At 44.8% G+C, this 25,267-nt stretch carries 23 protein-coding genes; 9 read left to right on the plus strand and 14 right to left on the minus strand.

Features of this window, described 5'->3' with window-relative positions:
* The first annotated feature begins 147 nt into the window (after positions 1-147).
* A complete protein-coding gene (locus R7P67_RS15230; RefSeq protein ID WP_130546440.1) occupies positions 148-1,815 on the plus strand; it encodes an ABC transporter substrate-binding protein in 1,668 nt (555 codons plus the stop codon).
* Positions 1,816-1,890: 75 nt separating this feature from the next.
* On the opposite strand, the gene ompV is transcribed toward R7P67_RS15230, so the two are convergent.
* From ompV to R7P67_RS15250, 4 genes are all read right to left on the minus strand, one after another.
* The gene (gene ompV, locus R7P67_RS15235; RefSeq protein WP_017635134.1) at positions 1,891-2,667 is read right to left on the minus strand and encodes an outer membrane protein OmpV; all 777 of its coding nucleotides are present in this window, start codon (positions 2,665-2,667) and stop codon (positions 1,891-1,893) included.
* Between the two features lie 221 nt (positions 2,668-2,888).
* Complete coding sequence (locus tag R7P67_RS15240; protein WP_005373930.1) at positions 2,889-3,422, minus strand: copper resistance protein NlpE; 534 nt, start codon at positions 3,420-3,422, stop codon at positions 2,889-2,891.
* A 260-nt stretch (positions 3,423-3,682) separates the two neighbouring features.
* On the minus strand, positions 3,683-4,912 hold the full coding sequence (locus tag R7P67_RS15245; RefSeq protein ID WP_154204190.1) for a glycine betaine/L-proline ABC transporter ATP-binding protein: 1,230 nt from the start codon (positions 4,910-4,912) through the stop codon (positions 3,683-3,685).
* Positions 4,905-5,804 (minus strand): ABC transporter permease, encoded by a 900-nt coding sequence (locus R7P67_RS15250; protein ID WP_005373926.1) that lies wholly within the window; start codon positions 5,802-5,804, stop codon positions 4,905-4,907. Before R7P67_RS15250 ends, R7P67_RS15245 begins: the two co-directional genes overlap by 8 nt.
* A 500-nt stretch (positions 5,805-6,304) precedes the next feature.
* Between R7P67_RS15250 and R7P67_RS15255 the strand changes: the two genes are divergently transcribed.
* The 3 genes from R7P67_RS15255 to nqrM are packed head-to-tail and all read left to right on the plus strand — an operon-like array spanning position 6,305 to position 7,309.
* Complete coding sequence (locus tag R7P67_RS15255; RefSeq protein WP_005373924.1) at positions 6,305-6,595, plus strand: DUF134 domain-containing protein; 291 nt, start codon at positions 6,305-6,307, stop codon at positions 6,593-6,595.
* Positions 6,592-7,098: a NifB/NifX family molybdenum-iron cluster-binding protein gene (locus tag R7P67_RS15260; protein ID WP_137282820.1), complete on the plus strand. Its 507-nt coding sequence runs from the start codon at positions 6,592-6,594 to the stop codon at positions 7,096-7,098. Before R7P67_RS15255 ends, R7P67_RS15260 begins: the two co-directional genes overlap by 4 nt.
* A 1-nt stretch (position 7,099) precedes the next feature.
* The gene (gene nqrM / locus R7P67_RS15265) at positions 7,100-7,309 is read left to right on the plus strand and encodes a (Na+)-NQR maturation NqrM (RefSeq protein ID WP_017635136.1); all 210 of its coding nucleotides are present in this window, start codon (positions 7,100-7,102) and stop codon (positions 7,307-7,309) included.
* Here nqrM and R7P67_RS15270 read toward each other — a convergent pair.
* Complete coding sequence (locus R7P67_RS15270; RefSeq protein ID WP_195723030.1) at positions 7,287-8,099, minus strand: aminoglycoside phosphotransferase family protein; 813 nt, start codon at positions 8,097-8,099, stop codon at positions 7,287-7,289. The genes nqrM and R7P67_RS15270 overlap by 23 nt on opposite strands.
* 187 nt (positions 8,100-8,286) lie before the next feature.
* Between R7P67_RS15270 and R7P67_RS15275 the strand changes: the two genes are divergently transcribed.
* On the plus strand, positions 8,287-8,481 hold the full coding sequence (locus R7P67_RS15275; RefSeq protein WP_005373920.1) for a hypothetical protein: 195 nt from the start codon (positions 8,287-8,289) through the stop codon (positions 8,479-8,481).
* Positions 8,482-8,556: 75 nt separating this feature from the next.
* Here the strand turns inward: R7P67_RS15275 and fusA are convergent, their stop codons facing one another.
* The 5 genes from fusA to R7P67_RS15300 form a co-directional block, all read right to left on the minus strand.
* Positions 8,557-10,581 carry an elongation factor G gene (gene fusA / locus R7P67_RS15280; RefSeq protein ID WP_203507846.1) on the minus strand — a complete coding sequence of 675 codons (2,025 nt, stop codon included), beginning with the start codon at positions 10,579-10,581 and terminating at the stop codon, positions 8,557-8,559.
* Between the two features lie 293 nt (positions 10,582-10,874).
* Complete coding sequence (gene dgcA / locus R7P67_RS15285) at positions 10,875-11,867, minus strand: N-acetyl-D-Glu racemase DgcA (protein ID WP_262652642.1); 993 nt, start codon at positions 11,865-11,867, stop codon at positions 10,875-10,877.
* A gap of 50 nt (positions 11,868-11,917) precedes the next feature.
* Entirely contained in the window at positions 11,918-12,922 is a 1,005-nt protein-coding gene (gene dgcN, locus R7P67_RS15290; protein WP_262652771.1) for an N-acetyltransferase DgcN, read from the minus strand.
* A 101-nt stretch (positions 12,923-13,023) separates the two neighbouring features.
* Complete coding sequence (locus R7P67_RS15295; RefSeq protein WP_318086019.1) at positions 13,024-13,905, minus strand: LysR family transcriptional regulator; 882 nt, start codon at positions 13,903-13,905, stop codon at positions 13,024-13,026.
* Positions 13,906-14,059: 154 nt separating this feature from the next.
* Positions 14,060-15,268, minus strand: a complete 1,209-nt coding sequence (locus R7P67_RS15300; RefSeq protein WP_262652645.1) for an MFS transporter — start codon at positions 15,266-15,268, stop codon at positions 14,060-14,062.
* Between the two features lie 201 nt (positions 15,269-15,469).
* Between R7P67_RS15300 and soxR the strand changes: the two genes are divergently transcribed.
* Positions 15,470-15,904: a redox-sensitive transcriptional activator SoxR gene (gene soxR / locus R7P67_RS15305; protein WP_005373898.1), complete on the plus strand. Its 435-nt coding sequence runs from the start codon at positions 15,470-15,472 to the stop codon at positions 15,902-15,904.
* Positions 15,905-15,913: 9 nt separating this feature from the next.
* Here soxR and R7P67_RS15310 read toward each other — a convergent pair whose 3' ends face one another.
* A complete protein-coding gene (locus R7P67_RS15310) occupies positions 15,914-16,309 on the minus strand; it encodes a DUF2391 family protein (protein ID WP_005373896.1) in 396 nt (131 codons plus the stop codon).
* 13 nt (positions 16,310-16,322) lie between these two features.
* The gene (locus R7P67_RS15315; protein WP_005373890.1) at positions 16,323-17,168 is read right to left on the minus strand and encodes a tetratricopeptide repeat protein; all 846 of its coding nucleotides are present in this window, start codon (positions 17,166-17,168) and stop codon (positions 16,323-16,325) included.
* A 200-nt stretch (positions 17,169-17,368) separates the two neighbouring features.
* Between R7P67_RS15315 and R7P67_RS15320 the strand changes: the two genes are divergently transcribed.
* Positions 17,369-17,839 (plus strand): ASCH domain-containing protein, encoded by a 471-nt coding sequence (locus R7P67_RS15320; protein ID WP_005373887.1) that lies wholly within the window; start codon positions 17,369-17,371, stop codon positions 17,837-17,839.
* Between the two features lie 54 nt (positions 17,840-17,893).
* On the opposite strand, the gene R7P67_RS15325 is transcribed toward R7P67_RS15320, so the two are convergent.
* Both R7P67_RS15325 and R7P67_RS15330 read right to left on the minus strand, forming a co-directional pair.
* Positions 17,894-18,481 carry a class I SAM-dependent methyltransferase gene (locus R7P67_RS15325; RefSeq protein WP_213961018.1) on the minus strand — a complete coding sequence of 196 codons (588 nt, stop codon included), beginning with the start codon at positions 18,479-18,481 and terminating at the stop codon, positions 17,894-17,896.
* A 90-nt stretch (positions 18,482-18,571) separates the two neighbouring features.
* Entirely contained in the window at positions 18,572-20,089 is a 1,518-nt protein-coding gene (locus R7P67_RS15330) for a phospholipase D family protein (RefSeq protein ID WP_047102775.1), read from the minus strand.
* Between the two features lie 518 nt (positions 20,090-20,607).
* Between R7P67_RS15330 and R7P67_RS15335 the strand changes: the two genes are divergently transcribed.
* The gene (locus tag R7P67_RS15335; protein WP_025767993.1) at positions 20,608-21,765 is read left to right on the plus strand and encodes an efflux RND transporter periplasmic adaptor subunit; all 1,158 of its coding nucleotides are present in this window, start codon (positions 20,608-20,610) and stop codon (positions 21,763-21,765) included.
* A gap of 13 nt (positions 21,766-21,778) precedes the next feature.
* Entirely contained in the window at positions 21,779-24,937 is a 3,159-nt protein-coding gene (locus tag R7P67_RS15340) for an efflux RND transporter permease subunit (RefSeq protein ID WP_158155752.1), read from the plus strand.
* The last annotated feature ends 330 nt before the right edge of the window (positions 24,938-25,267 follow it).

The raw sequence follows: 25,267 nt of genomic DNA on the forward strand, positions 1-25,267 counted from the left end.
AGTTACCTCTTGGCTTAGTAAACGTTTTTGACTTCTGTTGGTCGAGCTGAGTCCAAGCTTTGAATTTGTTTAGATATAGCACAGGAAGTTTAGTTGCTAAGCGTCCTGTGCTATTTTTTTGCTTTGGAATAACTCTTAGGAATCTTTGTGAACGATGTCAATCTTAGGTATCTGGATCTACTGTTAAAGCACTTTGAACCTCACCAGTATCACCTTGTTACGCTTTCTGAGCTAGAAGCGGTGATTTGCACGTCGAGGCGCAATGTTTCTATTGTGATGAAAAAGCTTGCCACTTACGATTGGGTCGATTGGCAACCTGCGATTGGCCGAAGTAACGCTAGCCGTCTCAGTATTAATATTTCCCTCCAACAAGCGATGACCGAGTTTTTGGTTGAGGAGCTTGGCAGAGGAAGAATGAACTCAATAACGAAACTTATTGATTGGTTCGGTCAAACCGCGGTTAGAGCACTAACTATCGCATCTGAAAAAGTGAATCGATTGAATGAATCAAATAACGCTATTTTGATTTCTTCTTACCCTTGGGTATCCAAAATCGACCCTGCGAATACTTACCGTCACACTGAATTACACGTCGCGAAAAGCGTTTATGACGTATTGCTGACCCAAAATTCCAATGGTGGTATCGAGCCATCGTTAGCACACGAATGGAAAATGGAAGGCAAGGTAATGACGTTATGGTTGCGGCCAGGCATATATCGCCATGATGGCGAGCCCCTTAACATACAGGATGTGGTTTGGAGTATAGAAAGACTCAGGGAGATAAAAGGACCAGTTCACGAGCTCTGGCAATGCATTGATAGCGTGGTTGCAGAAACATCTAACTGCTTAAAAATTATATTGAAGCATCCGAACAAGTTGTTTCCATACATGCTAGCAACTCCTCATGCGTCTATTCTGTGTCGAGATGTCGTCTCTTTCGGTTCTAGTTATTCCTACCACATAGGGACTGGACCATTTAAAATCAGCGGCTGGAACCAGGAGAGTATGACTCTTGAAGCGCACAAAGAGTATTTTTCAGCACGCGCATTGTTAGATCAAATAACGCTGTCTCATGGTGATGTTAAAACCTTAAATATGTTGAGCTTTAACCAAAGCTCCGATCACGTTGAAGTGGAAAAAATTAGCGCATTTTCATATCTGACCTACCGCGAACGCGTGGAATCCCAACTCACAAAAGAGACTTGGTATCAACTCGCTGATTACATCCATGTGCAAAAGCGAATTTATGATGCGCCAAGTGCCGTTGACAGCATTCAGTTAGAGACTCATGAGCAAGATTTATCAATAACAGATGGTGGTGTGATACCTAAACTGAAAGGTAAAGTGGTATTAGCTGAACCTGTTTGGACGATACCGAGTCTAATTCGCCATTCCGAATGGTTGCACAGTGTGATTCGTGCAACGGGATTGGAGTTGGAGATCGTCGTTATTGATGACATTAGTTTTCCTGAGGTAGTGTCTCACCAAGCAGATTTGCTCTTCATTGAGGAAGTCATGGAAGCACCATTTGAATATGGCATCTTCGAATGGCTGTCGATAGCAACTGGACTGCGTTTTAGTTTTGATCAAAGCCAGATGTTAAGCCACAGAGAAAAGGTTCGCAGGGCGATGGCAGATGATCACTCGCTACAGTCTTTATTAAACCTAGAGAAAGCGCTGCGCGATCAGTACCTATATTTGCCTTTGTTTGTTGGCTACGAAGAAGTGACAAAAACACAGCAAGTGCGAGGTGTGCAGGTGAAGAATACAGGCTATAGCGATTTACATAGGTTATGGATTGCTCATTCACACTAGAGTCTGTGTTCAAGATTATGCAAATGTCCAACGCATAAAGCCATCGAAATGATGGCTTTATAAGGGCGTGTCGGATTAGAAGTTGTACGACACACTTGCGCCAACAACCCATTGGTTTGCACTATCAACGATAGAAGAGTCGCTGATACCGCTGCCTAGGCGCGTGTATTGTGTCATTTGGCTTACTTGCCAGTTGTCGTTGATTGGCATAACAAGTTTGTAGCCCACACCATAGCTTACCGTTGAATCACCTTTGTATGCTTTGCGGTTTGCGTTTGCTTCGCGTTGTTTTACACCAAAGTAGTAATCTACGTAGTCTTCACTTTGATAAGTTAGGTTAGCAAAAGGAACAAAATCAACACTACCGAATTTCATGATGTGGAAGTAAGTCGCGCCCGCTAAGTAACCTTTGTAAGCACCGCTGATATCGTGCTGAAGGTACGTAGAAATGACGTTGTTTTGATCCAGTGTAAAGTCTGCGTTTAAACCTAGATCGACGGCGAAGCGGCGTTTATCTGTGCCTTTCAGGCTTTTCGCTGTATCACCGTCGCGCATTACACCGCTACCTACAAGGTAGGCACTCATGTTGATTAACTCATTGGTGTTACCGAAGAAGCGGTAGTTAATGCCACTTAGGTCGGCATTAAAGTCGTCACCATGGTAACCACCGTTGAGAATTGGTGCTGTATTATGCTTTTGATCTTTGAAAAGATCGCTGCCTTGAGCCACACCAGCTTCTACGTTCCAACCGCCTTCGTTGTTGTAGATATTACCGTTACGAATGTAAGTATCGCCAGCAAAAGCTGAGCCAGCAGCTGTCAAAGTAAGTAGTGCAATTAATGTTTTTTTCATCATTTTTCCGAGTTGTTCTGTTTTGTTTTGAACACTGTACAAAATAATGTTGTAAGCATCTATCGGCAAAGCGTATGGAAATGTAATGAACAATCAGGGTAAGAAGCAGAATGTTGCTTCAGAATAGAAAGGTTGCTGAAATAGTTTTCGTTAAAATAACGAAAAATCCGAGCTGGGGTGGCTCGGATTTGGGGTATTTATCAGGTATTGATACTAACTTCTTACTGTTTCGTTAAGTTGTATAGTGGTGCTAGGTCACCCGTTACTTTTTCGCCATTCATGTCTAGCTTCATAAGTACGTTTTCACCAACAAAGTATTGGTTTGGTGCATCTTCATTTGTCAACGTTACGATGCTGCCATTTGCGTCCCAAGTGAATTGACCTTCAGATTTTGATTGACCGTCTTCTTTGTCTTGGTAGCTTTCTTCAAGTACGTAAGTGCCATCTTGATTTAGTGTGATGGTCATATCGATACCAGCACAATCCGCGCAAGGTAGTGTTCCTTTGTAGGTGCCGTTCCAGTCCAGAGCACTTTGTGCGTTGTGTTCAGAGTCTACAAATGTCTCTTCAGTAATTACCTGTTCTTCTTCTACTGGTAACGTGTCAATTGTCTCAGTCGTAACGTCTGCACTGGTGGTGACTTCAGTTTCCGTTGCCTGAGGTACTTCAACTGCGCTTGTTTCGGCAGGTTTCTCATCTTGACAGCCTGCAAGAATGATTACCGCGCCTGTTAGTGCCAACATTGTCTTTTTCATTTTATCCCTCTTTAAATCAAGATTTTGTATGAGAGTAATAGTAGACATTTATCGAGGATTTGCGTCATCAAAAAGCAATAGAATGATCTAACTGTGTCAATAAAACCGGATATGAGCATGAAATTGTCAGGAAAATCAGAACAATGTAAATGTTGCTTTGGGTATCAAGCTTGAGCCCACAGACAAATATCTAAAAGGGGAGTGGGAGCGAGTTAATTGATAACAGCCCACATTATTGTGAGTTGTATTATCAACATCATCTAAGAAACGTTATTGAAGCTTGAGCGTGAAGTGCCTCGTTTTGTGCTTCGTTGATCAGAAAACAGCTCCGCAATAACCTGACGATTTAATTCGCCTTTCAAATTGCCGTGCTCATCGATGACGGGCAGTGAATATTCACACGACATGGCTTCAGTCAGCACTTGCTCAATGGCTAAATGTGGAGAGATGATAGGCACCTCTTCATAGATATCATCACGCCAATCTGATATATGAGTTAACTTCGCTGCGTTTAGCAATCCTTGCTGTGTTATCACGCCTTGATAGCCTGCATTGGTCTCATGGTAGGCATAATCACGTTTAACACCTTTCATTTCACTCAGCGCATCTTCAATGGTTTCAGCGCGAACACAGTACGAAGGTGGCTGCATCAGCGTTTCGACCGTCAGTGCTCGCGCTCTATTGACGTCTTTTACAAAGGCTTCAACGTACTCATCGGCAGGATGCAGTAAAATTTCGTCTGGTGAACCTTGTTGGACAAGTTCACCGTCTTTAAGAATCGCGATGCGATCGCCAAGTCGAAGCGCTTCATCTAAATCATGAGTAATGAAAATAATGGTTTTGTGCAGCTTCTGTTGCAGCTCTACCAGCTGATCTTGCATTTCGCTCCGAATCAGAGGGTCCAATGCTGAGAAAGCCTCGTCCATCAACAGTATTTCGGCGTCGGTAGCCAGTGCCCGTGCAAGGCCCACTCGTTGTTGCTGTCCACCCGATAGTTGAGCAGGATACTGGTGCTCATAACCCGTCAGTCCAACGGTTTCTAACCATTCATTTGCTTTTTCTAAGCGCGCCTCTTTATTCATTCCCTGAACTTCCAAACCATATGCGATGTTGTCGATAACAGTGCGATGAGGCAGTAAGCCAAAGCGTTGGAACACCATAGACATCTTGTGACGGCGAAACTGTTCAAGTTCTTTGTTAGAAAGTTGCATGACATCCACCCCTTCTACCAAGATCTGCCCCATGGTTGGATCGATTAATCGGTTGAAGTGGCGAATCATGGTGGATTTTCCAGAACCGGATAACCCCATAATGACAAAAATTTCACCCTTTTGAATTTGCAGGTTGATGTCTTTTAGTCCGACCGTATGGCCCGTTTCCGCTAAAACCTGCTCTTTACTATGTCCCAACTTAACGCGCTCAATCACGCTATTGGGCTTGGGGCCGAAGATTTTATACAGACCGCTGATTTCGATAAGTGGACTAGTCATGTTTTGAGTCTCCTAAATGAGCTTGAGTGCGTTTCGCATACGCTTGTGAAGCACGATCAAAAAGGATTGCTAGGGCGACAATTGCTAAACCATTGAGAAGACCAAGAGTGAAATATTGATTGGTAATAGACTTTAGAACAGGCTGACCTAAACCTTTTACCCCAATCATTGATGCGATGACCACCATTGACAGTGCCATCATGATCGTTTGGTTAATTCCCGCCATGATGGTTGGCATTGCAAGCGGAAGCTGAACCCCAAAAAGCCGTTGCCGAGTGCTGGCACCAAATGCGGTTGCGGCTTCCAATACTTCTTTATCAACTAGACGAATGCCCAAATTGGTTAAACGAATAACCGGTGGAATCGCGTAGATCACTACTGCGATAAGGCCAGGAATTTTCCCGATGCCCAATAACATCACAACTGGAATGAGATACACAAATGCCGGCATGGTTTGCATGACGTCGAGTAATGGTGTTACCACCGACTGAATGCGATTAGAGCGCGCCATAGCGATGCCGATAGGGATACCAAGTGCTATGGCAAGCATAGTACATACAGTGATGATACTGAGCGTGCGCATAGTGTCTTCCCACATTCCAAAATAGCCAATCAGAATCAGCGAACCAAAACATGCAGCGGCCAGTTTCCAAGAGCGGCTGGCGGCATAAACGAGAGTGGTGCAGACACCTAAAATAATGAACCAAGGTGTAGAAATCAGAAGTTTTTCAAACCAGACAAGAAAAGCAAGGAGCGGATCAAACAGAGACTCAATGAGTTCACCATACTCGCGAGAGAAATCTCTATAGGCGCCGTCGAGTGTTTTGCGAATCGCCCTGAGATCAGAGGCATCCATTTCCGGGAATTCGCTGAGCCAATTTGAGTCAGACATATGTACTTCCTTTTTCTGATATACCTAAGCGCTCTCAAGAAACTTAATTTGGCAAGAAGAGTAGGGCACCTAGGCCAAGTAATGGTCGTTCGACAGGTTCTGTATCGAAAGTATTACCCTTTAAGCTCAGGCCAATGTCGTCAAACTTCTCTTTTTCGTTCCTTAGGTATACATCCTTTTAAATAAAACAATCATTAGTGTTCAAACTAATGATTTGCTTGGATTATAGTTTTTCTTCTTCAATAAAATGAACACATTAGCGTGTATTTGTATGAAAAATCTGCGCAAACTAACGTTTTTATTATCCGGTTAATTAGAATTGATCTTTTTGTTCGTTTGTCATCAAAATTCCTAAATTATTAGATGTCTAATTAATGCTGATGTATTACGTATTTGTCGTGTTGATTTTTGCAAACTTAGTTTATTGGCATATGCTAAAAATGTTATTGGCATATGCCAGTTTAAGGCGTAATTTGACTCTGTGTTTTTGAGGGACAATGATGGCAAGACCAAAGATAGAAAGACGAATATGCGGACGTGCGGCTCACCACTGCTTTAAGCCCAATGGCATTCCATTTAATCAGTTGGAGCAAGTCGCCATATTACCAGAAGAGTTAGAAGCGCTACGTTTAGCCGACTTAGAGGGGCTTAGCCAGCAGCAAGCTGCGGAGCAGATGGGCGTTTCTAGACAAACTTTTGGTAACACAGTAAAAAGTGCAAGATTGAAAGTCGCAAAAAGTTTAGTTGAAGGTCATGCATTAGTTTTTCCGAATGAGGAGTCAAACTTATGATTTATGCTATTCCTAATGATGGTGAGCGGGTGGCAAACCACTTTGTAAAAGCACCATACATCGCTATTTATTCTGATACTGACGGTATGCTAAAAAACTTAGCGAACATTGCTTCTATGCCACAAGCGGGTTGCAATGCGAAGTCTCAGTTGATTCAGTCTCTACAAGGGTACAATGTGGATGCTGTTCTTGTGCGAAATATTGGTGAACGTGTATTGGCAAAGCTACTTAGCAGTGGCACGCCAGTATTTAGGCTGTCTACTCGTAGTTCCTTGGAAGATGTGCTTGCGGTTCCAAGAGAGCCTTTGATTGAGCCCTCTCAAGGACGCCCATCAAACAATCATAAGAAAAGTGTTCACCAACAAAAAGGCGGCTGCGGCTCCTGTGGTTGTGGTGGCCAAAAATCAAAACCCTCCTTGTTGGCAAGACCTAAAGCGCTACTCAAAGCAACATCTAGCCCTGCTATACTTAAGCTAGAGTCGATGGCTAATAAGGCAGGTTAATATGGTTTGGTTATTTACCTTTCTTGGTTTTCTCGCAATCATTTTGTTGATGTCACTTGGCGTCATTTTTCACAACAAGCGCATTCAAGGGAGTTGTGGTGGTTTGAATAATGTCGGCGTTGACAAGGTGTGCAATTGTGAAACCTCATGCGCAGAACCTGAAAGGCGTTTATATCAAATCTCAGAGCCTAACTCATCACCTGAGCGCTAAGGCTTTTGGCCCATTGCGGCAAGGTTTGCCGAAACCAGTCCAAATATTTGCTGGTCTGCGGATTCTCTCTGGAGACCAGTATGTTGACTACCTCGACAACGATCCACGCTTTTGCTAGTCCGATATCGCGCGCCAATTCTGTTGTTTCACCTTTCTCTGCGCACTCTATATACTTGCCTGCTACGTTCAAGTAATCATCAAATGTGCCCATGCCCTCGATGAGCGGCGCTAAATCTATCGCGACATGCCCTGTAGAAAAGCGTTCCCAGTCGAACAGCACTAGCTCGCCATTTTCGCGCTGTCCCCAGTTTCCAGCATTCGAGTCTCCGGAGATCAAGTTCTGTCCATCGAAAAGATGCGCCGATCGTTGTTGGAGGTTGTGGAAGAACTGCTCTGTCTCTGAGCCCAGTTCAAGTGTAGCGAGTGCTTGTTGAGTCGCTTGTGGTGTCCACTGGTGGCGGTGATAAACACCATTTGATGTTGGTGGAAGTTGGTGCAGTTTGACGAGTTGTTCAATGACTCGATCATCTTCAAGTAAGAATGCTTGCTCGACTGCGTGGGGAACGTATTCAATGTGCAGAACGTTTTTCTGGTCGTCGAATTGAATCAAGCGCGGTACGTGTATTCCAAGCGCGTTAAACTGTTCGGCATAGCGTTGATAAAACGCGACTTCTATTTGAGTAGGGTTACGTTTTTCTATTACTTGGACGCCATCTTTTTCGATGAGAAAAACTTTGGCACTGCCCATTTGGTTGAGTTCTTGCTGCGACACCGGACTTCCTGTCTTCATGTAGAGAGAGCTCACCTTAATCGCTGCACTCACGTTTGCCAATAGCCACGACAAAGTGCCTCAAAAATATTAAATGCAACTGTTTAAATATGATTTTGTCGTTGGTGTCTAAATTTTACACAGTTACGCCTGTACTCCGATAAATTCGTTCTACGCTTACTATTCGTCTTAATAAAGGAGAACCAAAATGGCTGTAATGAAGCAGGATATTCCAAATCGTGTAACGGTTTACCATGACAATATCGATCAAGAACAAGAGCTGAAAAATGCGATGCTGCCAGAGAAACCGCGCTACTTTAACGGTGCTCCGACTTACAAAGCGAACAGCATCGAAGAGTTTGAAAGCAAAATCAGTCAGATAGGTTTGTCTCTCGATAAATAATTTTTCTTTTACCTAAAAGCGCCCTCAAAATGAGGGCGCTTTTTTGTTTATGTGATTGATTTGAATCGTAAGGAATTAACCTTGTTGTGTACTGCCTTGGCAGACTTGTTTCTGCACTGCTGGTGGCGCGGGCTCGTAATGGCTTAAGGTCATACTAAAGCTGCCTTCACCACCAGTGATGGAGCGTAATCGACGAGCGTAATCTTGCAGCTCGTTTACTGGTGACTTGGCTCTGAGTAAGGTGAAGCTACTGTCGATTGGCTCGGTGCCTTCGATTAAGCCTCGGTTTCCAGATAAATCTCCAGAAACATCGCCAACGTTCGCGGTTGGGATGTGCAGTTCCATCTGGACAATGGGTTCTAGCACAATAGGATCGGCGTTGTTAATCGCATCTAAAAAGGCTTTCTTACCTGCGATGACAAATGCAATTTCTTTCGAATCGACGGAGTGATATTTACCGTCATAAACGGTGACTTCCACATCCTTAATTGGGTTGCCAGAAATCGCGCCTTCCTCTAACGCTTGCAAAATACCTTTTTCAACAGCAGGAATGAGCGCGGTTGGGATGGCGCCACCCACCACTTTGTTGATGAACTTAAATCCGGCACCACGTTCGAGTGGACGAACCTTCAATTGCACTTCACCAAACTGGCCTGCACCGCCACTTTGTTTTTTGTGTCGATAATGCCCTTCGGCAGGTTTGGTGATGGTTTCAAAGTATTCGACGCTTGGTTGGCAGGTTTCGACGTCCAGTTTGTACACGTTCGCCATCTTTTCTAATGCGACTTTGAGGTGAAACTCCCCTTGGCCGCTGATGATGGTTTCGTTGGTGCGAGCGCGATGTTCGATGCGCAGCGAAGGATCTTCACTGGCAATTTTATTCAGCACATCTCCTAATTTTTGCTCATCTCCACGCTTAAGAGGCTTCAAGCACAAAGAATACATGGAGTCAGGAAGGTCCAACGTTTTGAGTTGAACACCATCTTCTTCGTGAGAGTCATGAACGATTGAATCGAATTCGAGATCATCCACTTTGGCTAAAACGCAGAAGTCGCCTGCTAGCGCGCGAGGGATCTCGGTTCTATCTTTGCCCTGCAGTTGATATAAGTGCCCAACTTTAAATGCCTTGTTGCTTTCGCCAATATAAAGCTGGCTGCCCGCATTGATTTCACCCTGATACACACGTAAGTAGGCAAGTTTTCCCATATATGGGTCGACGCTGACTTTGTACACGTGTGCGACGGTGTGCTCTAAGGTTTCGCAATTTACTTTGATTTTTTTGCCGTTCTTTTCCAGTAGAGGAGGGTTACCCTCGTTTGGCATGGGCATGATCTCCGCCAAGGTGCGCAGCAGCAACTCGACGCCCGCGCCGGTTTGTGCTGAGACAAAACAGACCGGAATCACATGTCCAGTTCTCAGTGCTTCTTCAAACGGATCATGCAGTTGCTCTGCGGTGAGTTCGGAGCCTTGTTCCAGATACAGTTCCATCAGTTCTTCATCGACTTCGATGACTTGGTCAATTAAGGTCTCATGAGCTTCATCTACTGTTGCAAGTAAGGTTTCTCGTCCCAATTCTGGTTCGAAATAGCAGTCAACTACAGATTCTCCGTCAGCCGAAGGTAAGTTGATCGGCAAGCAGTGGTCACCAAAATGCTCAACGATGTTCCCCATCAATCTTTCTAACTGATTACCGTGGTTATCGAGCTTATTGATGATGATCATCTGACATTTTTGCTGCTCTTTAGCAAAGGTGAATAAGCGATCGGAAGTTTGGTTAAGTGGGGTTTGAGGGTCGATGACAAGGGCAGATGTTTCAACGGCAGGAAAAACGCTGATAGTACGGCCAAGTAACTCGTTTTGTCCCGGAGTGTCGATGATATTGAGCCGGTGTTTATTCCAGCGCAGTGCGACTGGCGTTGCTTCAATACTGTGTTGATATTGGATGGATTGAGGGTCGAAGTCGGTAACGGTATCGCCTTTTTCTACGCTGCCTAAATGGTGCGTGGCATCGCAGGTGAAGAGCAGTTTTTCTATCAGCGTGGTTTTACCGGTCCCGGTTTGGCCGACAAAAGCGATATTGCGTATTTTGTTGATAGGCATAGAGCCTCCTTGCAAGATGGCGTGAAAAACCTACGAATTGCTAGGAAGTGGGTTGCTATAGAAACCCACGCACTGCATTGGAGTAGGGCGGGATTACCGCCTATTCGTTTTCCACGTCATTTTCCGGATGACTCGATGCATAAGACCACCTTCTTGGACTACTGGAATCTTAGCATGCCTCAATAACCATATAATTTATGTGACTTATTTCATGATGGAGCTGATTGTTTTTTAATCGAGATCATAAACTCAGAGGTTCTGACTTTTGGAGCAAAACCTCTGGATTGTTTAGGCTATTTGGAAAGAACGATTTCGCCGTCGCAATAAACCAAGCTTGGCGTTACATCTTGTCCGAGCAACACCGGGCCATCAAGATCGACAACGCTCGCCTGAGCTGCAATAGGTAACGCGGCTCGCATCGCCAGCGAGGTCCCCAACATACAACCGGACATGAGGCTAAAACCGAGTTTTTGGGCGTCGTCGGCTAATAATAGTGCTTCAGTGAGCCCGCCAGTTTTATCTAGCTTAATGTTCACCATTTCATATTTGCCAACCAACTGATGCAATTGCTCTCTGGTGTGACAACTTTCATCGGCGCAAAGTGGAATGGGGTGCGGAATGCTGGCGAGTACGTCATCGCAGTCTTGTGGCAACGGTTGTTCGATCATGGTGATGTCTAGCGGTTCGAGTTGAGCAAATACCGTCGCGAGGTCGAGGCTTTGCCATGCTTCATTCGCATCTAAAACAATTTGCGCGTGCGGCGCAGCATCGCGTACTGCGGCAACGCGATCAAGCACGTGTTCACCATCCAGTTTTACCTTAAGCAGTTTTGCGCCTTGGCTAAGGTAATCCTGCGCCTGTTTTGCCATCGCTTGCGGCGTGTCGATAGAAACCGTCATCGCCGTCACAATCGCCTCTGGTAACGTAAAGAGATCGTGAACCTGTTGCTTGTGGCTCAAAAGCGCGTGAAGATGCCAAAGGGCGCAATCCAATGCATTTCTTGCCGCCCCCGCGGGCAATAACGATTGAAGCTGGCTTTTGAGAACCATGACATCAGCTTCGCCTTTGGCATACAAACTTTGCAGTTCATGTGCGGCGTGAGAAATCGCCTTAATCACCGATTCAACCGATTCACCATAACGAGGGTATGGCGTGCATTCACCTTGGGCGGTCATGCCTCGATGTTCAATTGTCACGCGGACTACGTGGCACTCTGTCCGACTGCCGCGAGAGATGCGAAATGGTGTCGCCATGGCAAGCGTGACAGGTTCTACATGAATTTTCATCTCACTAGTTTTCCCTAAACCGCAGTTATTTTCTAAACCGTAAATGTTTCTTAAATCGTAAGGAGCCTATCTGCAACCGCATCAACGCCAAAACGTACAGGGTCGGTGACGGGCACTTGGTATTTGTCGCTCCAATCCTGGCATAACTGGGCTGCATCTTCTTCGCTGAGCGCCGAAGTGTTTAAGCAAATACCCACTAATTGAGCGTTTGGATTTGTTAGGCGAGCAGCGGCCAGGTTCGCTTCTATCGTTTGTTCAATGGTTGGCAAGCTCGCATGTGGTAAGTTGCGGATGTGCGGGCGACCAATCTCATGGCACAGTATCAGAGCGTCAGCTTGTGCGCCGTGAAGTAAGCCCAAACTTACGCCAGCAAACGAAGGGTTAAACAATGAACCTTGCCCTTCGATGATGTCCCAATCGTGATCGGTGAACTCAGGGCTGATCGCTTCTACTGCGCCGGAGATAAAATCGGCAACTACGGCATCAATCGAAATGCCACTGCCTGCGATGAGAATTCCGGTTTGACCCGTTGCTTTGAACTCTGCACGACAGTTTTTACGCTTCAATGCATGCTCAATGGCAAGGGCAGAGTACATTTTGCCAACGGAGCAATCTGTCCCTACAGTAAGTACTCGCTTGCCTGCGCGAGCTTTGCCATTGCCGACCTTGAGCGGGGCATCATAATGGCGAACATCATACAGTTTGGTTAATCCGCGTTGTTCTAGATCGGCAAGAGGAGCAAATTCCGCCAAACGTTGGTGCATGCCCGATGCAATTTCAAATCCCATTTCTGCCGCTTCAAGTAAGGTTGCTTGCCAAGCTTCGGGAATGACGCCTCCTGGATTTGCAGTGCCAAGCACCAGCGTTTTTGCTCCTTGCTGATGCGCTTGTTGTAGTGTCATGTCGGTTAAACCAAGCGATACGGTTTCTGGCGTCAGGCGGATTTGGCCAAGACAAATCTCAGGTCGCCATTGATATATGCCACGCGCGGTTTTTGCTGCGAGTGGATCGGTTACGTCGCCAAGAAAGAGTAGGTAAGGTTGAGCAATTTGCATGATGGTTCCCTTCGTCATCGTTATTGCTCATTAATGTAGCCAGACTGATTTAGGAAACCGAATGCTTATTTGTTAGGCAGGTATAACTTCAGGTTATACCTTTAAACCATCTGTTGTTTTAGGGCGGTGATAAATTGCTTTGTCGCAATGGATTGAGGTGAGTGCTCTGCGAATAAAATAGAGACGGAGAAGGACATATTTGGCTCCAAAGCATGCACGGAAACGGCATTATCTTGGCGATATTGTTTTGCAGTCCAAGGGTCTACAATCGCGAATCCTGCTTCGTTTTTCACCAGTTCAGCCGCCGCGGAGTAGCTGCGGACGGTAATGGCATGTTGATAATGCTCGTCACGCGCTGATAAGGTTTGATGCAGCAATAGACCCAAAGGGTCTCGGCTATCTAAACCGATAATGAGTAAATTGTGACTGATGAGTTCTTCTAAAGTGACGGTTTTTTCTGTGGGTATCGCTGCGCTTTTAGGGGCAATTAGCGCCAAGTTTTCTTTTAATAACATGTGTCCCATGATCGCTGGTGGCGTTTCTTCACCGAACGCAATGGCGACATCCAATTCATGTTTCAGTAAACCTGAGCACAGCTCATCGCGATTAGCCGTTGAGAGCTCAAAGGAGATGCCGTGCTCTTTCGACAGCAACGCGACAGTCGGCGCTAACAAGTGTGCGGCCAAAACAGGCGGAGCACCGACTCGTAAATGTTGAGTTCCCTGTTTGACTTTGTTGGTCAGAGAGCGAAATTGTCCGAGTTGTTGATAGACTTTTTCAGCCTCTGGCAATAAGGCTTTGGCTTCTTGAGTGGGAACGAGACGGCCCTTTACACGCTCAAATAAAGCGAAGCTCAGTTGTTGTTCTGTATGGGCGAGAACTCGAGTGACATTAGGTTGGGAAACGTGCAGTAAGCGAGCCGCGCCTGACACCGTTCCTGCTTGCATAATGGCGTAAAAGACTTCTAATTGCCTTAAGTTCACTGCGATTTCCCTCTGCTCATGTTGCTCACCTCAGAATACCCAACCTTGCTGATAAGCGATAGAGGTAAAAGTGCTGGCGTAAAAAATAGGAAGACGATGTTGGTTGCCTTCCTATCTCGCTTTTTCAATTTCTCAACTTCTCAATTTCTATGCTTCACTTTGCTGCTGCATGAAGGGGCAGGTCGTTAAACGGCTCGACGTCTTGACTGAGTAATCCCATCAAAATCACTGCTAACACCATGACAGCAGCTGCGATTGCAAAACCGTATTGTGTTAGTTCGTAATGACTCAATATTGCAATCAGGACGTAACTGAGAGATTGAATGGTGGTGGCAAACATGCTGATGCCGCCATCGACGCGACCTCGTTGATGAACCGCTACGGTGTGATGCATCCAGTTGACTCTCGCAATGCGATTTAGCGCGTTAAATACGCCAAACAGCGCCGTAAACAATAAGATGGTCAGCGGGCTCATCGCAAAACTCATCCCGATAAGCGCAAAAGAGACCATAACCATCGAAGCGAACATAATGTGGCTATGGGAGGCACGGCTTAGCACTTTGGTGACAATAAAGCCGGTTAGCAACGAGCCGAGGCCAAAACTGATGTTGAACCCTGCAAACCAATCGCCAGAGATGCCTTGTTCAGAAAACCAAATCGGCACCAGTTTGCTCAAATACGTCAATGCAGGATAAGAGAGGCAAGAGAGCAGAATAAAGCCATAAAATCGGGGTTCGAGACGGAATATTTGTTTGCTCTCTTTGAGTTGTGCGATGAAAGCAACGGATTTTGATGCCCTTAATTGTTGAGTATAAGGCGTCAGAATATAGAACATCGCTGCTAACGCAGAGGCGCTGGCCGCAAACAAAGCAAACTCTTTCATGCCCCACATTTCAAGCAAAACAATACCCAACGCGCCAGCTCCGAGGGTTGTGGATTGCATTACAATTTCTTGCTGACCCGAAATTTTCGCATACTCATGGTGCTGATAATTTTCTTGGGTGAAGGCGTTGTTGGTCGTCCATGCAAAATTACTCGAAACCCAATACACCAATTGCGCAAAAGCCAGCAACCAGTGTGACTCAAACCCTAACCAATAAGCAATGAACACCACCAAAGCCATACCCGATTGAATCCATTGATTGAGCACGAGTAGTACTTTGCGTGAATGTCGGTCAATTAAAGTGGAAAAGAAAGGCGTTGCTAGAAAAGAAATCGCGGTGCAGCTCAGAGAAACTAAAGCGACGAATGTACCCATGTTAGGTTCGGAAAGCATTACCCATGGCAGTGCCATCATGAATAAGCCAGAGGAAATGCTGTCGAAGAAGCGGCCAGCTAAGTACGGCTGAGTTTTATTTTTCATTATGTTTGCCTCTAACTCCCGATGTATTTCAAAAGGTTGATGTCCAACTGTCTTGTGTTTAACAACCAAGTCGTTCGCGCTGAACACATTATCTTGAGATCGCCGGGGTTTAGCGTTAATTAAGATGGTGCAACTTTAAAACCTCAAGTAAACTTGAGGTAAAGCATTTTTTTAACAAAATTGATACACAGGGAGTCAAGGATGGAAATCAGCGTAGGAGAAGTGGCAAAACGTTCTGGAGTGAAAGTATCTGCCCTACATTTTTACGAGCAAAAAGGATTGATTTCGAGTTGGAGAAATCAAGGTAATCAGCGTCGCTACCATCGCAGTGTGTTGCGCCGTGTTGCGGTGATCAAAGCAGCGCAGCAAGTTGGGTTGTCGTTAGAAGAAATTAAACATGCGTTAGATGAACTGCCGAAACACCAAGCCCCTAACAAAGCGCAATGGGAAGAAATGGCAAGCCATTGGCATGAACAGTTAGAACAAAAGATTCAAAAACTTAAAGCGTTGCAAAACGATTTAGGCGGATGCATTGGCTGCGGGTGCTTGTCGTTAGAAACCTGCGCACTGCGAAACCCAGAAGATGTATTAGGGAAAGACCACTCGGGGTCGAACTTAACGTTAGAAGAAGAGTAGCGATTATCTCTATTCTTTGTCGAAACTGTCGACTACGATCGCGCCCATCGAAGCAGGCATTGTGATGACGATAACGCGCTTTATCGCAACCAAAGGCTCATTCATGAGTGGCAGTTTATCAAGACAGAAAAGAACTAACGCTACCACAACGGCCGCAATGAGGTACGCGATAACCACACGAAAAATAAAGATGGATACGCGATTCTTGATGTGGCTTTGAAACACGCTTTGATACGCGAAAAAACTGAGGAAAATGACAGAAAGACTTAACAGCATGAGCAAGTTTGCCATTGGTAGGCTCTCACCCAATCGCCACGCTTCCTCCGAAAATGAGATCGGGACTGCTAGGGCAAAAGCACCAACCAATACTTGGCTAGCGTCTTCTAGATTAAAGTGGCTGCTCATGCTGTTTATTCCATTATTCGCTTGCTAGATGTAAGAGCTTTTCAAAACGCTCATTACCGTGCAGCAATTCGAGGTCTCGTTCTTCGGCAAGTAAATCACGAATGGATGGGCTGTATTCAATTGCGCGTTCCAAGTCTTCAATAGCTTGCTCTTCGATACCAAGGCGAGAGTATGCACACGCGCGTTGATACAATGCAGGACCGTTGGTGTAATCGACTTCAAGTACGCGGTTACAAATGCTAAGTGCCCAATGGTATTCGTTGATTTCCATCGCTGCGTCGGCTTTGTAAGTCAACGCTTCTAAATCACCTGGACGAATTAATAAGATTTCATCATAGATTTCAATACGTTGTTCTGGAGTTTGAGAGCTTTGTGCACGTAGCCATAAGTTATGGATCTCGTTGATTTTCTCAATCTCTTTGTTGTTTTCGCTGATAATGCGAGTTTTGCGTTTTAAATCTCGCTCAAGGGCGACAAACTTTTTCTCATATTCTTGGGCGATCTTCTCCAATCGTTTATCAGCCATCTCTTTGGTGTTGTGTTTAAACTCGCGCAGAGATTGCCATCCGACAAAGGCAATCAGCGATGCGACACCAGCAATGATGTAGAAGAAGTATGTAACGGTCACGTTGGCATAGTTCAACGATTTATCTGCGACCGTTAGCTCGCGATCGGTGATCTCTGTGATCATTCGCTTTTCTAGGCTTTGATAGTCCTGACGCAGCGCTTTTAGTTCATCTAAAATATAGCGTTCCATTAATGGTCTATCTAACAGATCCGATTCTGAATACTTTTCCTCCGATGCCATTGTTGGCAAGGCAAGTATCAGCGAGAAAAAAATACCAATAAATAAGCGCATATAACGTCCTTTCACGAGAAGAGTACAGATAGACCATGCAACAATAGCAAATAGCACAAACGTTTAGCAAAGTTATTACAAAAGAAATAACAGTCGTCTTCGTAGAAGTCATATTCTTGTTGTTTTTCAGTTTGTTCCTGGTGGTTATTTGTGGTGATATCTTTTATCCTCCTTACGAATTTATGATTAATGGAGTGAGCATGGACGCGCGAGCTAAGGATTACTTAGAACAATTCCTAGAATTATTATCACCAGAACAAAGGGAAGCTGTACCATCAGTCAGTGCTGACTATTATTGTGCCGACGAATACAACGCGAATGTATGCGCAGATTTGGTTCGTATTGGACAGAAAACTGCATCGTGCAGTTTGGAGCTTTGGTATCGAGAACATGGTGAAACCATGCCCCAAGTCGGTCATTTACAAGTAGTGACGAATTGGGATGGGGACCCGGTTTGCGTGATACGAATTACTGACGTAAGTACATGCAAATATGAGGATGTAACCGCAGAGTTTGCCTTCGCAGAAGGCGAAGGTGATAGAACCTTAAACTGGTGGCGTGATGCTCATACTGCATTTTTTAAAGCTGAATGCGATGAGTTGAACATCGATTGGCATGAGAAACGTACGCTGGTTTTAGAGCGTTTTGAAGTGGTGTATCCCGTCAATTAATCTCTGATAGCAGCACTGATTTGAAGTGCTGCTTTCTTTATCGAGAGACCATTTTTAGCGCTTTCGAGCGGTCACACTAAACATGTGCCAATGTTTTTGGCTTCCGACTACAGTGGTCCCGTCTTCATCTCTTTCATGCAATGAAATGAGGTCGTAACCCTCGAATAAGCTTTCCACTTCCTTTTTCGTTAATGCGGTAATGTTTGGATGCATTTCGGAGGTCACCCAGGAGTCTTTCACTCCCAAGAAATCGCCGCAGAAGATACCGCTCGGTTGTAATGCGCTGTCTATTTTTGTCCAGACTTGTTTGAAGCCTTTGTCAGGGCAAAAGAACAAACTGGCATTTGCGATAACCAAGCTGCACTGAGGATAATTAAACTCAGTAAAACAGCACTGCGAAACCGAAAATCGTTTATTACCTTCAAAGCGTGTTAAACAAGTTTTTACTGCATCTTCATTGCTATCACATGCGTGAACCTTAAATCCCTGTTCGAGTAGAAAGTGGCTGTCTCGACCTATTCCGCAGCCAATATCAAGAGCGACTTTGCCTTCTATCTTAAGTCGGTTTACGGCATTTTCCACGTTTGGGCGGTGAGGTTGGCTTAAAATTTTCTGATAGTATTCATTCCATTGCGCTGGCATTGAACTTCCTTATGTTGGTTGTGTCCCCTGCCCAAAACTAGCGTCCATTTTGTTTTGCTTGACTGGGGAGGTTTGCAGTATTGGCAGCTGTTATAGCTGATCTTCAATCGGTAATATTCCGGAGAACCAAGCGCCCATTTTTCGCCATACTCCTGCTTCTGGTTCGGAGTCGTATTCTTCGCCTGTTTTTACGTCGGTCCAGACAATGTCCCCGTCGCGCAGAGTTAAGGCGTAGGCGTTACTCGACAGTTGATTTGGCAGTTGTTCTAGAAACATTTGCACATATTCTGGCTGTTCGATAACAACGGCCATTTCGGTATTCAAAGCGGCCGAACGTGGGTCCCAGTTCATCGAACCAACGAAAAGTGTTTTGTTATCAATTGTCATTGCTTTAGCGTGTAAACTTGCTCTGCTACTCCCCGTGAGGCTCCACTTACTTTTGAGTTTCGCGCTCGCTTTTACTTCCCAAAGCTTGATTCCAGCTTCGAGTAGATCTTTTCGATATTTTGCGTACCAACCATGCACGGCAAACACATCGTTAGACGCGAGGCTATTGGTCACAATCGTGATATCAACGCCTCGCTTGGCCGCGTTACTTAATGCTTGAGTACCTGCTTCAGTTGGAACGAAATAGGGAGAAATGAGCACAAATGAATCCTCAACACTTTTAACCAATTCCGACAAATTATCAATAAGTTGGCTCTCTCGGGTCGCGACTTTATCGGGCAGATCAAACCATACTTTCGCTTCTCCCCAGTAGAGCTTGAGTTTGCCTTGTTTTAGATCTTGGTACATATCCAGTTGAGTGAAGTCATAGCGGCCGGTTGAAAACTTTTCCTCTAACCGGAGTTTATTGACCTGCTTTTGAATCGCTTGGTCGGTAATTTGCTGTGAATTCGGTGTAATCCATTCCATTGGTATCGAATAGGCGCTATTCCAGTAGAGGTCGAACTGATCGGCAGTTTGTTGTACCGCCTCACCATAGAGCAGAAGATCAAAATCACCAAACTCAACTTGCGATTCAAAAGAGAAGTATTCATTGCCGATATTTCTACCTCCGACAATGGCGGAAACACTGTCTGCAATCAGAGACTTATTGTGCATACGACGATTAAGACGTTCAAAATCGCTAGCAAGAGCGAACCAACGGGAGTCGCGATACTGATGTGGGTTAAATAAGCGGATTTCTATATTAGGATGTGCATTGAGGGCTGCCATCACATCGTCGTTTCGCTTTTGCATATCGTCAAGCAACAGCCTTACTCGAACACCACGCTTTGCCGCTTCATACAAGCGCCACGTTATTAGCTGACTCGTTTCGTCACCACGGTAAATATAGTATTGAAGATCAAGGCTTTTCTGGGCGGACTCGATCAAAGAGGTTCGAGCAAGAAGGGCATCGTGTCCCTGATTTAACGGTGCAAAGCCAGTTATGGACTTGGGGTCTCTCCCGTAAGCTTCAAAGTACTGCGCAAGAACAGAATCCTTTTGATAACCGAGCTGAAAGCTGGTGGACTTTTCACTGGCGTCATTCAACGATACGGATGAGCATGCCGATAAAATAGTGAGCAGCGAGGGGAAGAGCAACTTGGCGAGCGTTTGTAACAAAGCACATTTCCTTGTCTTACAGAGTGTTACCTACTCCAAATTATAGACTTAAGCTGACGCCACATGCACCCAGAACCGTTTGATAACGAGCGATTAATCAATGAATTGCCATAGAGCCTGCACTAAGTTCAACTTTTAGAGCGCAGATAATCATTTATTTTAATTATCATTATGGCCGTATTGGTCATAATCACTAATATCTGGTGATTATGACCAATAGCACACTGGATAAAATAATGGTTTTTCTATAACTATATGATTTTTAATAAGTAAATGCTTGGCATGTCATTTGCTGTTTAGAATAAAAGTTAAGTCAGAGCAACTTGCGCAGTTGGTTAATTTTTTGTTAATTTTATTGACTTTGAATTGGCAATAACTATCTAGTTCGCTGCTTAAAAGACTAGGCAAGCGCCGCTTTGATGTTTATTCAAATTCAATTCTCTCACCACCATGCTTACCGGGAGCAATGGACTGAATAAAAGTGTGGTGTTGAAAACAACAATAAAAAAGGATTTTCGATGTTAGCAAAACCCATATTACGTTGGCTTTTACCCTTCGTCGTCGTTGGAGGCTCTTATGCAGGATATGCTGCAATTGCCGCAACTGCGCCGGAAAAAGAGTCAACCAAAGATGCAATTACAGAACCTACTGTTCAGGCTTCTTCTCTTTTTCCTACTGATCACAAAGTGGTGATTACCAGTCACGGTGAATTAGTCCCTTTTGAAAAAACACACCTTTCCGCGCAAGTCAGTGGTGAAGTGATAAGTTGGCACCCGAATTTTGTAACGGGTGGCATCGTGAAACGAGGAGAGGTTCTTTTCACAATTGAAAGTGACAACTATGAAGCATCGGTTTTACAAGCTGAAGCCGATTTAGCTAGTGCACGCGCAAACTTGATTGAGGAACAAGCGAAAGCCGAAGTTGCAAAACGTCAGGCAAAGAGACTGAGCGATAAGCAAGTGACGGATCTGTATTTACGCAAACCTCACGTTTTGAGCGCACAAGCCCAAGTGAAGTCGGCTCAAGCGGCACTCAAACGAGCAAAAAGAGAGTTAGAAAATTGCAAAGTCGTTGCACCTTACGATGCGCTGGTTGTTGAGCGTGATATTGGTGTTGGTCAATTTGTTACATCTGGTTCTCGAGTTGCCACGTTAAACAACATCGAAGTGGCAGAGGTGCACGTACCCATTGCCGGTTTTGATAGTGCATTTTTACCCGAATCCATTGGTGAACTCACTGCGACAGTGACGCAGCAAGGTGTGTTTTCTACCACTAGAGAAGGTCGAGTAGTTCGTGATCTAGGCATGATTGATAGCGCTACCCGAATGATTAACATGGTCATTCAAATCGCGGACCCATACGGTGTCGATAACCAGCAGCCTCCAATTAAATTCGGCTCCTACGTTGAAGTGAGCTTCACTGGTAAGGAACTTAAGCATATCTATCGCTTACCACAGGAATTAGTTAAAAACCGTACCGTGTGGGTGGTGAATGGCGATAATCAACTTCAACCCAGAACTGTCACGGTTTTGAGAGCAGAAGGTGAGTTTTTGCTGGTGGGCGAAGGTTTAGAGCAAAGTGATAAGTTGGTACTGACCTTGCCCGAGTACCCTCAAAAAGGTATGGCGGTACAAATCGCAAAAAAGAGTGACGACTCCGAAACCGTCGTACAGTAAGTAGGAGTTTGTCATGGAAGATACTAAACAAAAGGGCTTGATTGCCTATTTTGCGAATAACCCCGTCGCTGCCAACCTTTTGATGGTGTTCATCATTATCATGGGTGTGGTGAGTTTTCTCTTTATTCAAAGGCAGATGTTTCCGAATATTGAGGTGAACTACATTGATGTTCGTGCGACTTATCCTGGCGCTTCTCCTCAAGAGATAGAAGAGAGTATTCTCGTTAAGGTCGAGGAATCGATTAAAGACGTCACCGGGATTAAAAAAGCAGTCTCAACGGCCTCTAGAGGTAGCGCGTATGTTTCCATCGAGGTAGACGTTAATGCCGATATCAAGCGTGTCTTAGATGATGTAAACCAACGTATTGATACCTTGTCTAACTTACCAGCGGGTATGGAACCAATCAATGTCTACCAAGTTGAATGGCGCCAAGATGTAATCGAAATGGGGTTAGTTGGGGACCGACCGCTCGAGGAGCTTAAACCGCTTGCTAAGCAAATCGAAGATGAATTACTTCAGTTAGAAAACGTCATGCTGGTGTATCTGAGTGCGCCAGAAGAAGAAATAGCGATTGAAGTAGACCCACTTGTTCTTCGTAAATACGACCTGACGTTGAGCGATATCAGCAGCGCGATCAGCCGTTACTCAGCCAACTTTTCTGCGGGCGAAGTAAAAACAAACTCAGGGATGATTGCAGTAAGGATTGAAAACCAATACTACCGTGGTGATGAGTTTAGAAATATTCCTGTAAAGCTTGGCGCAAATGGTGCGAAGGTTTTACTGCAAGATATCGCCACGATCAAAGATGGTTTTACGGAAGAAGAGCGCTATTTTGAATACTCAGGGCAAAATGCGATCTACATGTCTGTTGAAGCAACTCGTGATCAGAACATTATCCCTGTTGCACAGTCCGTTCGTAATTATATTGAAGCAAAAAACAAGACATTGCCGCAGGATGTTAAGCTCAAAGTCTTGGTTGATACCACTTATTATTTAAATGGGCGTCTCGACATGATGTTGAAAAACTTGCTGCAAGGCGCTGCATTAGTCGCGATTATGCTGACCATTTTCCTACGTTTCCGCTTGGCTATGTGGGTAATGATTGGGCTACCTGTCTGTTTTCTCGGTGCCGTAATGATGATGCCTGCATTAGGGATAACGGTAAACATCGTGTCTCTTTTTGCCTTCATTATGGTGCTCGGAATTGTGGTGGATGACGCCATCGTCATGGGAGAAAGTGCGTACAGTGAAATCGAAGAAAAGGGCGGCGGTGTCGAGAACGTGGTACGCGGTGTCAAACGTGTTGCTACGCCAGCGACATTTGGTGTTCTGACAACGATTGCTGTATTCGCACCATTCTTGCTTTCGAGTGGTATTGATAGCGCTTTCTTTTACGGCATTGCTGGTGTCGTGATTCTGTGTTTGATCTTCAGTTTGATTGAATCGAAGCTGATCCTTCCTGCACACCTTGCGCATACTCATTTTAAGCCAGTTAAACCAGGTGGTTGGCGTGACCGATTTAACCAACGTTTTTTTGGTTTTGTAAATGGTCCATATCGGAACTTTGTAACAACATGCACCCATTGGCGCTGGACAGTGTTTGCGGTGTTCTGTGGTTTACTGCTGATCAGCGCGGCTTTGATCAACGCGAATTATGTTCGGGTGATCCCTAACCCTAAAGTGCCGACTGACTATCCTGCGATCACTATTGAAATGAATGATACCGTTTCAAGTGAGCAGACAATCAGTGCACTCAAGACTATTGAACGTGTCATGCAAAAGATCGAATCTGAGACCATTGCAGAACATGGTCAAGGAATGATTCGTGATGTGCTGTCGTACAACAGAAGCCGCACCGAAGGTCGTGTATTAGTACCTCTGGTTGATGAAGAGTTACGCCCGTTCAATACATTTGAACTGGCTCGACGTTGGCGTGAAGCTATGCCTGTTATTCCAGGTATGAAGAGCATCAAAATCCGCGAGCAGAGTGCGGGTGGTGGTGACAGAGATGAGTTTGGCTACTTGTTGTTTGGTTCTAACATCAATGAGCTCAACGAGGCTGGGCGTTACTTGATAGAGCGTTTACAGCAGGAAGAAGGGTTATATGATATTTCATCTTCTATTGATTCTGGAAGCAAAGAAGTACTCCTGTCTCTTGCGCCTGTAGCGTACGATCTCGGTCTGGATCTCACCATGATCGCAGAGCAAGTTGGTGGCAGCTTTTATGGTGGAGAAGCACAGCGCATTATTCGTGATGGTGAAGAAATTAAAGTTATGGTGCGTTACCCGCAACTGACGCGTGAAGCATTCTCATCATTGCGTTACGCTGTGATTACCACACCAGCAGGTAAGAAGGTCATGTTGGGTGATGTGGTGAAGATCAATGAGCAGCCGGGCGTGAGTAGCATTCGACGTGAAGGCGGGTATCAAACCGTTTATGTCTATGGTTCGATAGACGAAGAATTGGTTGAACCTCAAGAAATCGTGAAGGTCATTGACGACAATATCTTACCGGATATGAAGCAAGCGTTCTCGAGTGTGAAAACAGAATTGGGTGGTGATATTGAAGAGCAGGCTGCGCAGCGTAATGAACAGATTTTGTTCTTTATTGCAGGCATGATCATCGTCTACATCTTGTTAGCTGTACCGTTAAAAAGTTATACCCAACCTTTGATTGTAATGTCCGTCATTCCGTTTAGTCTGACGGGGGCGATTTGGGGCCATTTCTGGCTAGGTTTAGACATCAGTATGATGTCGACATTTGGTTTGATCGCCGCTGCTGGCGTGGTTATCAACGACTCTCTGGTTATGACAGATTACGTAAACCAAGTGAGAGAAAAGGGTATGAACATCAAACAAGCGGTTGTTGAGGCGGGTTGTGCTCGTTTTCGAGCTATCACGCTCACCTCAATAACGACGTTTGCGGGTGTATTGCCGATAATGTTTGAAACGAGTTTGCAGGCGCGTTTTGTCATACCGATGGCTGTCGCTTTGGGCTTTGCGGTGTTGTACGCAACGGTTCTGACTTTAGTGTTGGTGCCTTGTTTGTATTTAATGCTTGAAGATATTAAAAATATTTTCAGATCGATTAAGAGGTTTATCCATCGTTTGATTAATCGTTTCAGAAAGTCGCCAGTGACGTCGAGCGTTGAAGCAAGCGTATCGAGTTAACAAGCTTGATGTTAACGATTAGGAGCAGCCTTCGGGCTGCTTTTTTGTTTCCGCATTTTGATTCAAAGCGATTTTTTAGTGGGCAGTTACGTAATTATCTGATGAGAAAACTGCCTGACAAAGCATTTCTAATATGTATGTTTTTAATGTATTGAATTCGCATGGTTAATTTGACACTTGGTTAGCGAAATTTACCAGACGAAGATAACGCTGAATATGGCTCATGATTTAAGTTATTGAAAAATAACAAAATAAAAGTTGGCATCGTATGTGCAATATATAAATTGTAATTAAAATTAACTGCTAATCCTCAAGGAGCTTATTATGAAA

The sequence above is a fragment of the Vibrio sp. Vb0937 genome, assembly GCF_033338855.1.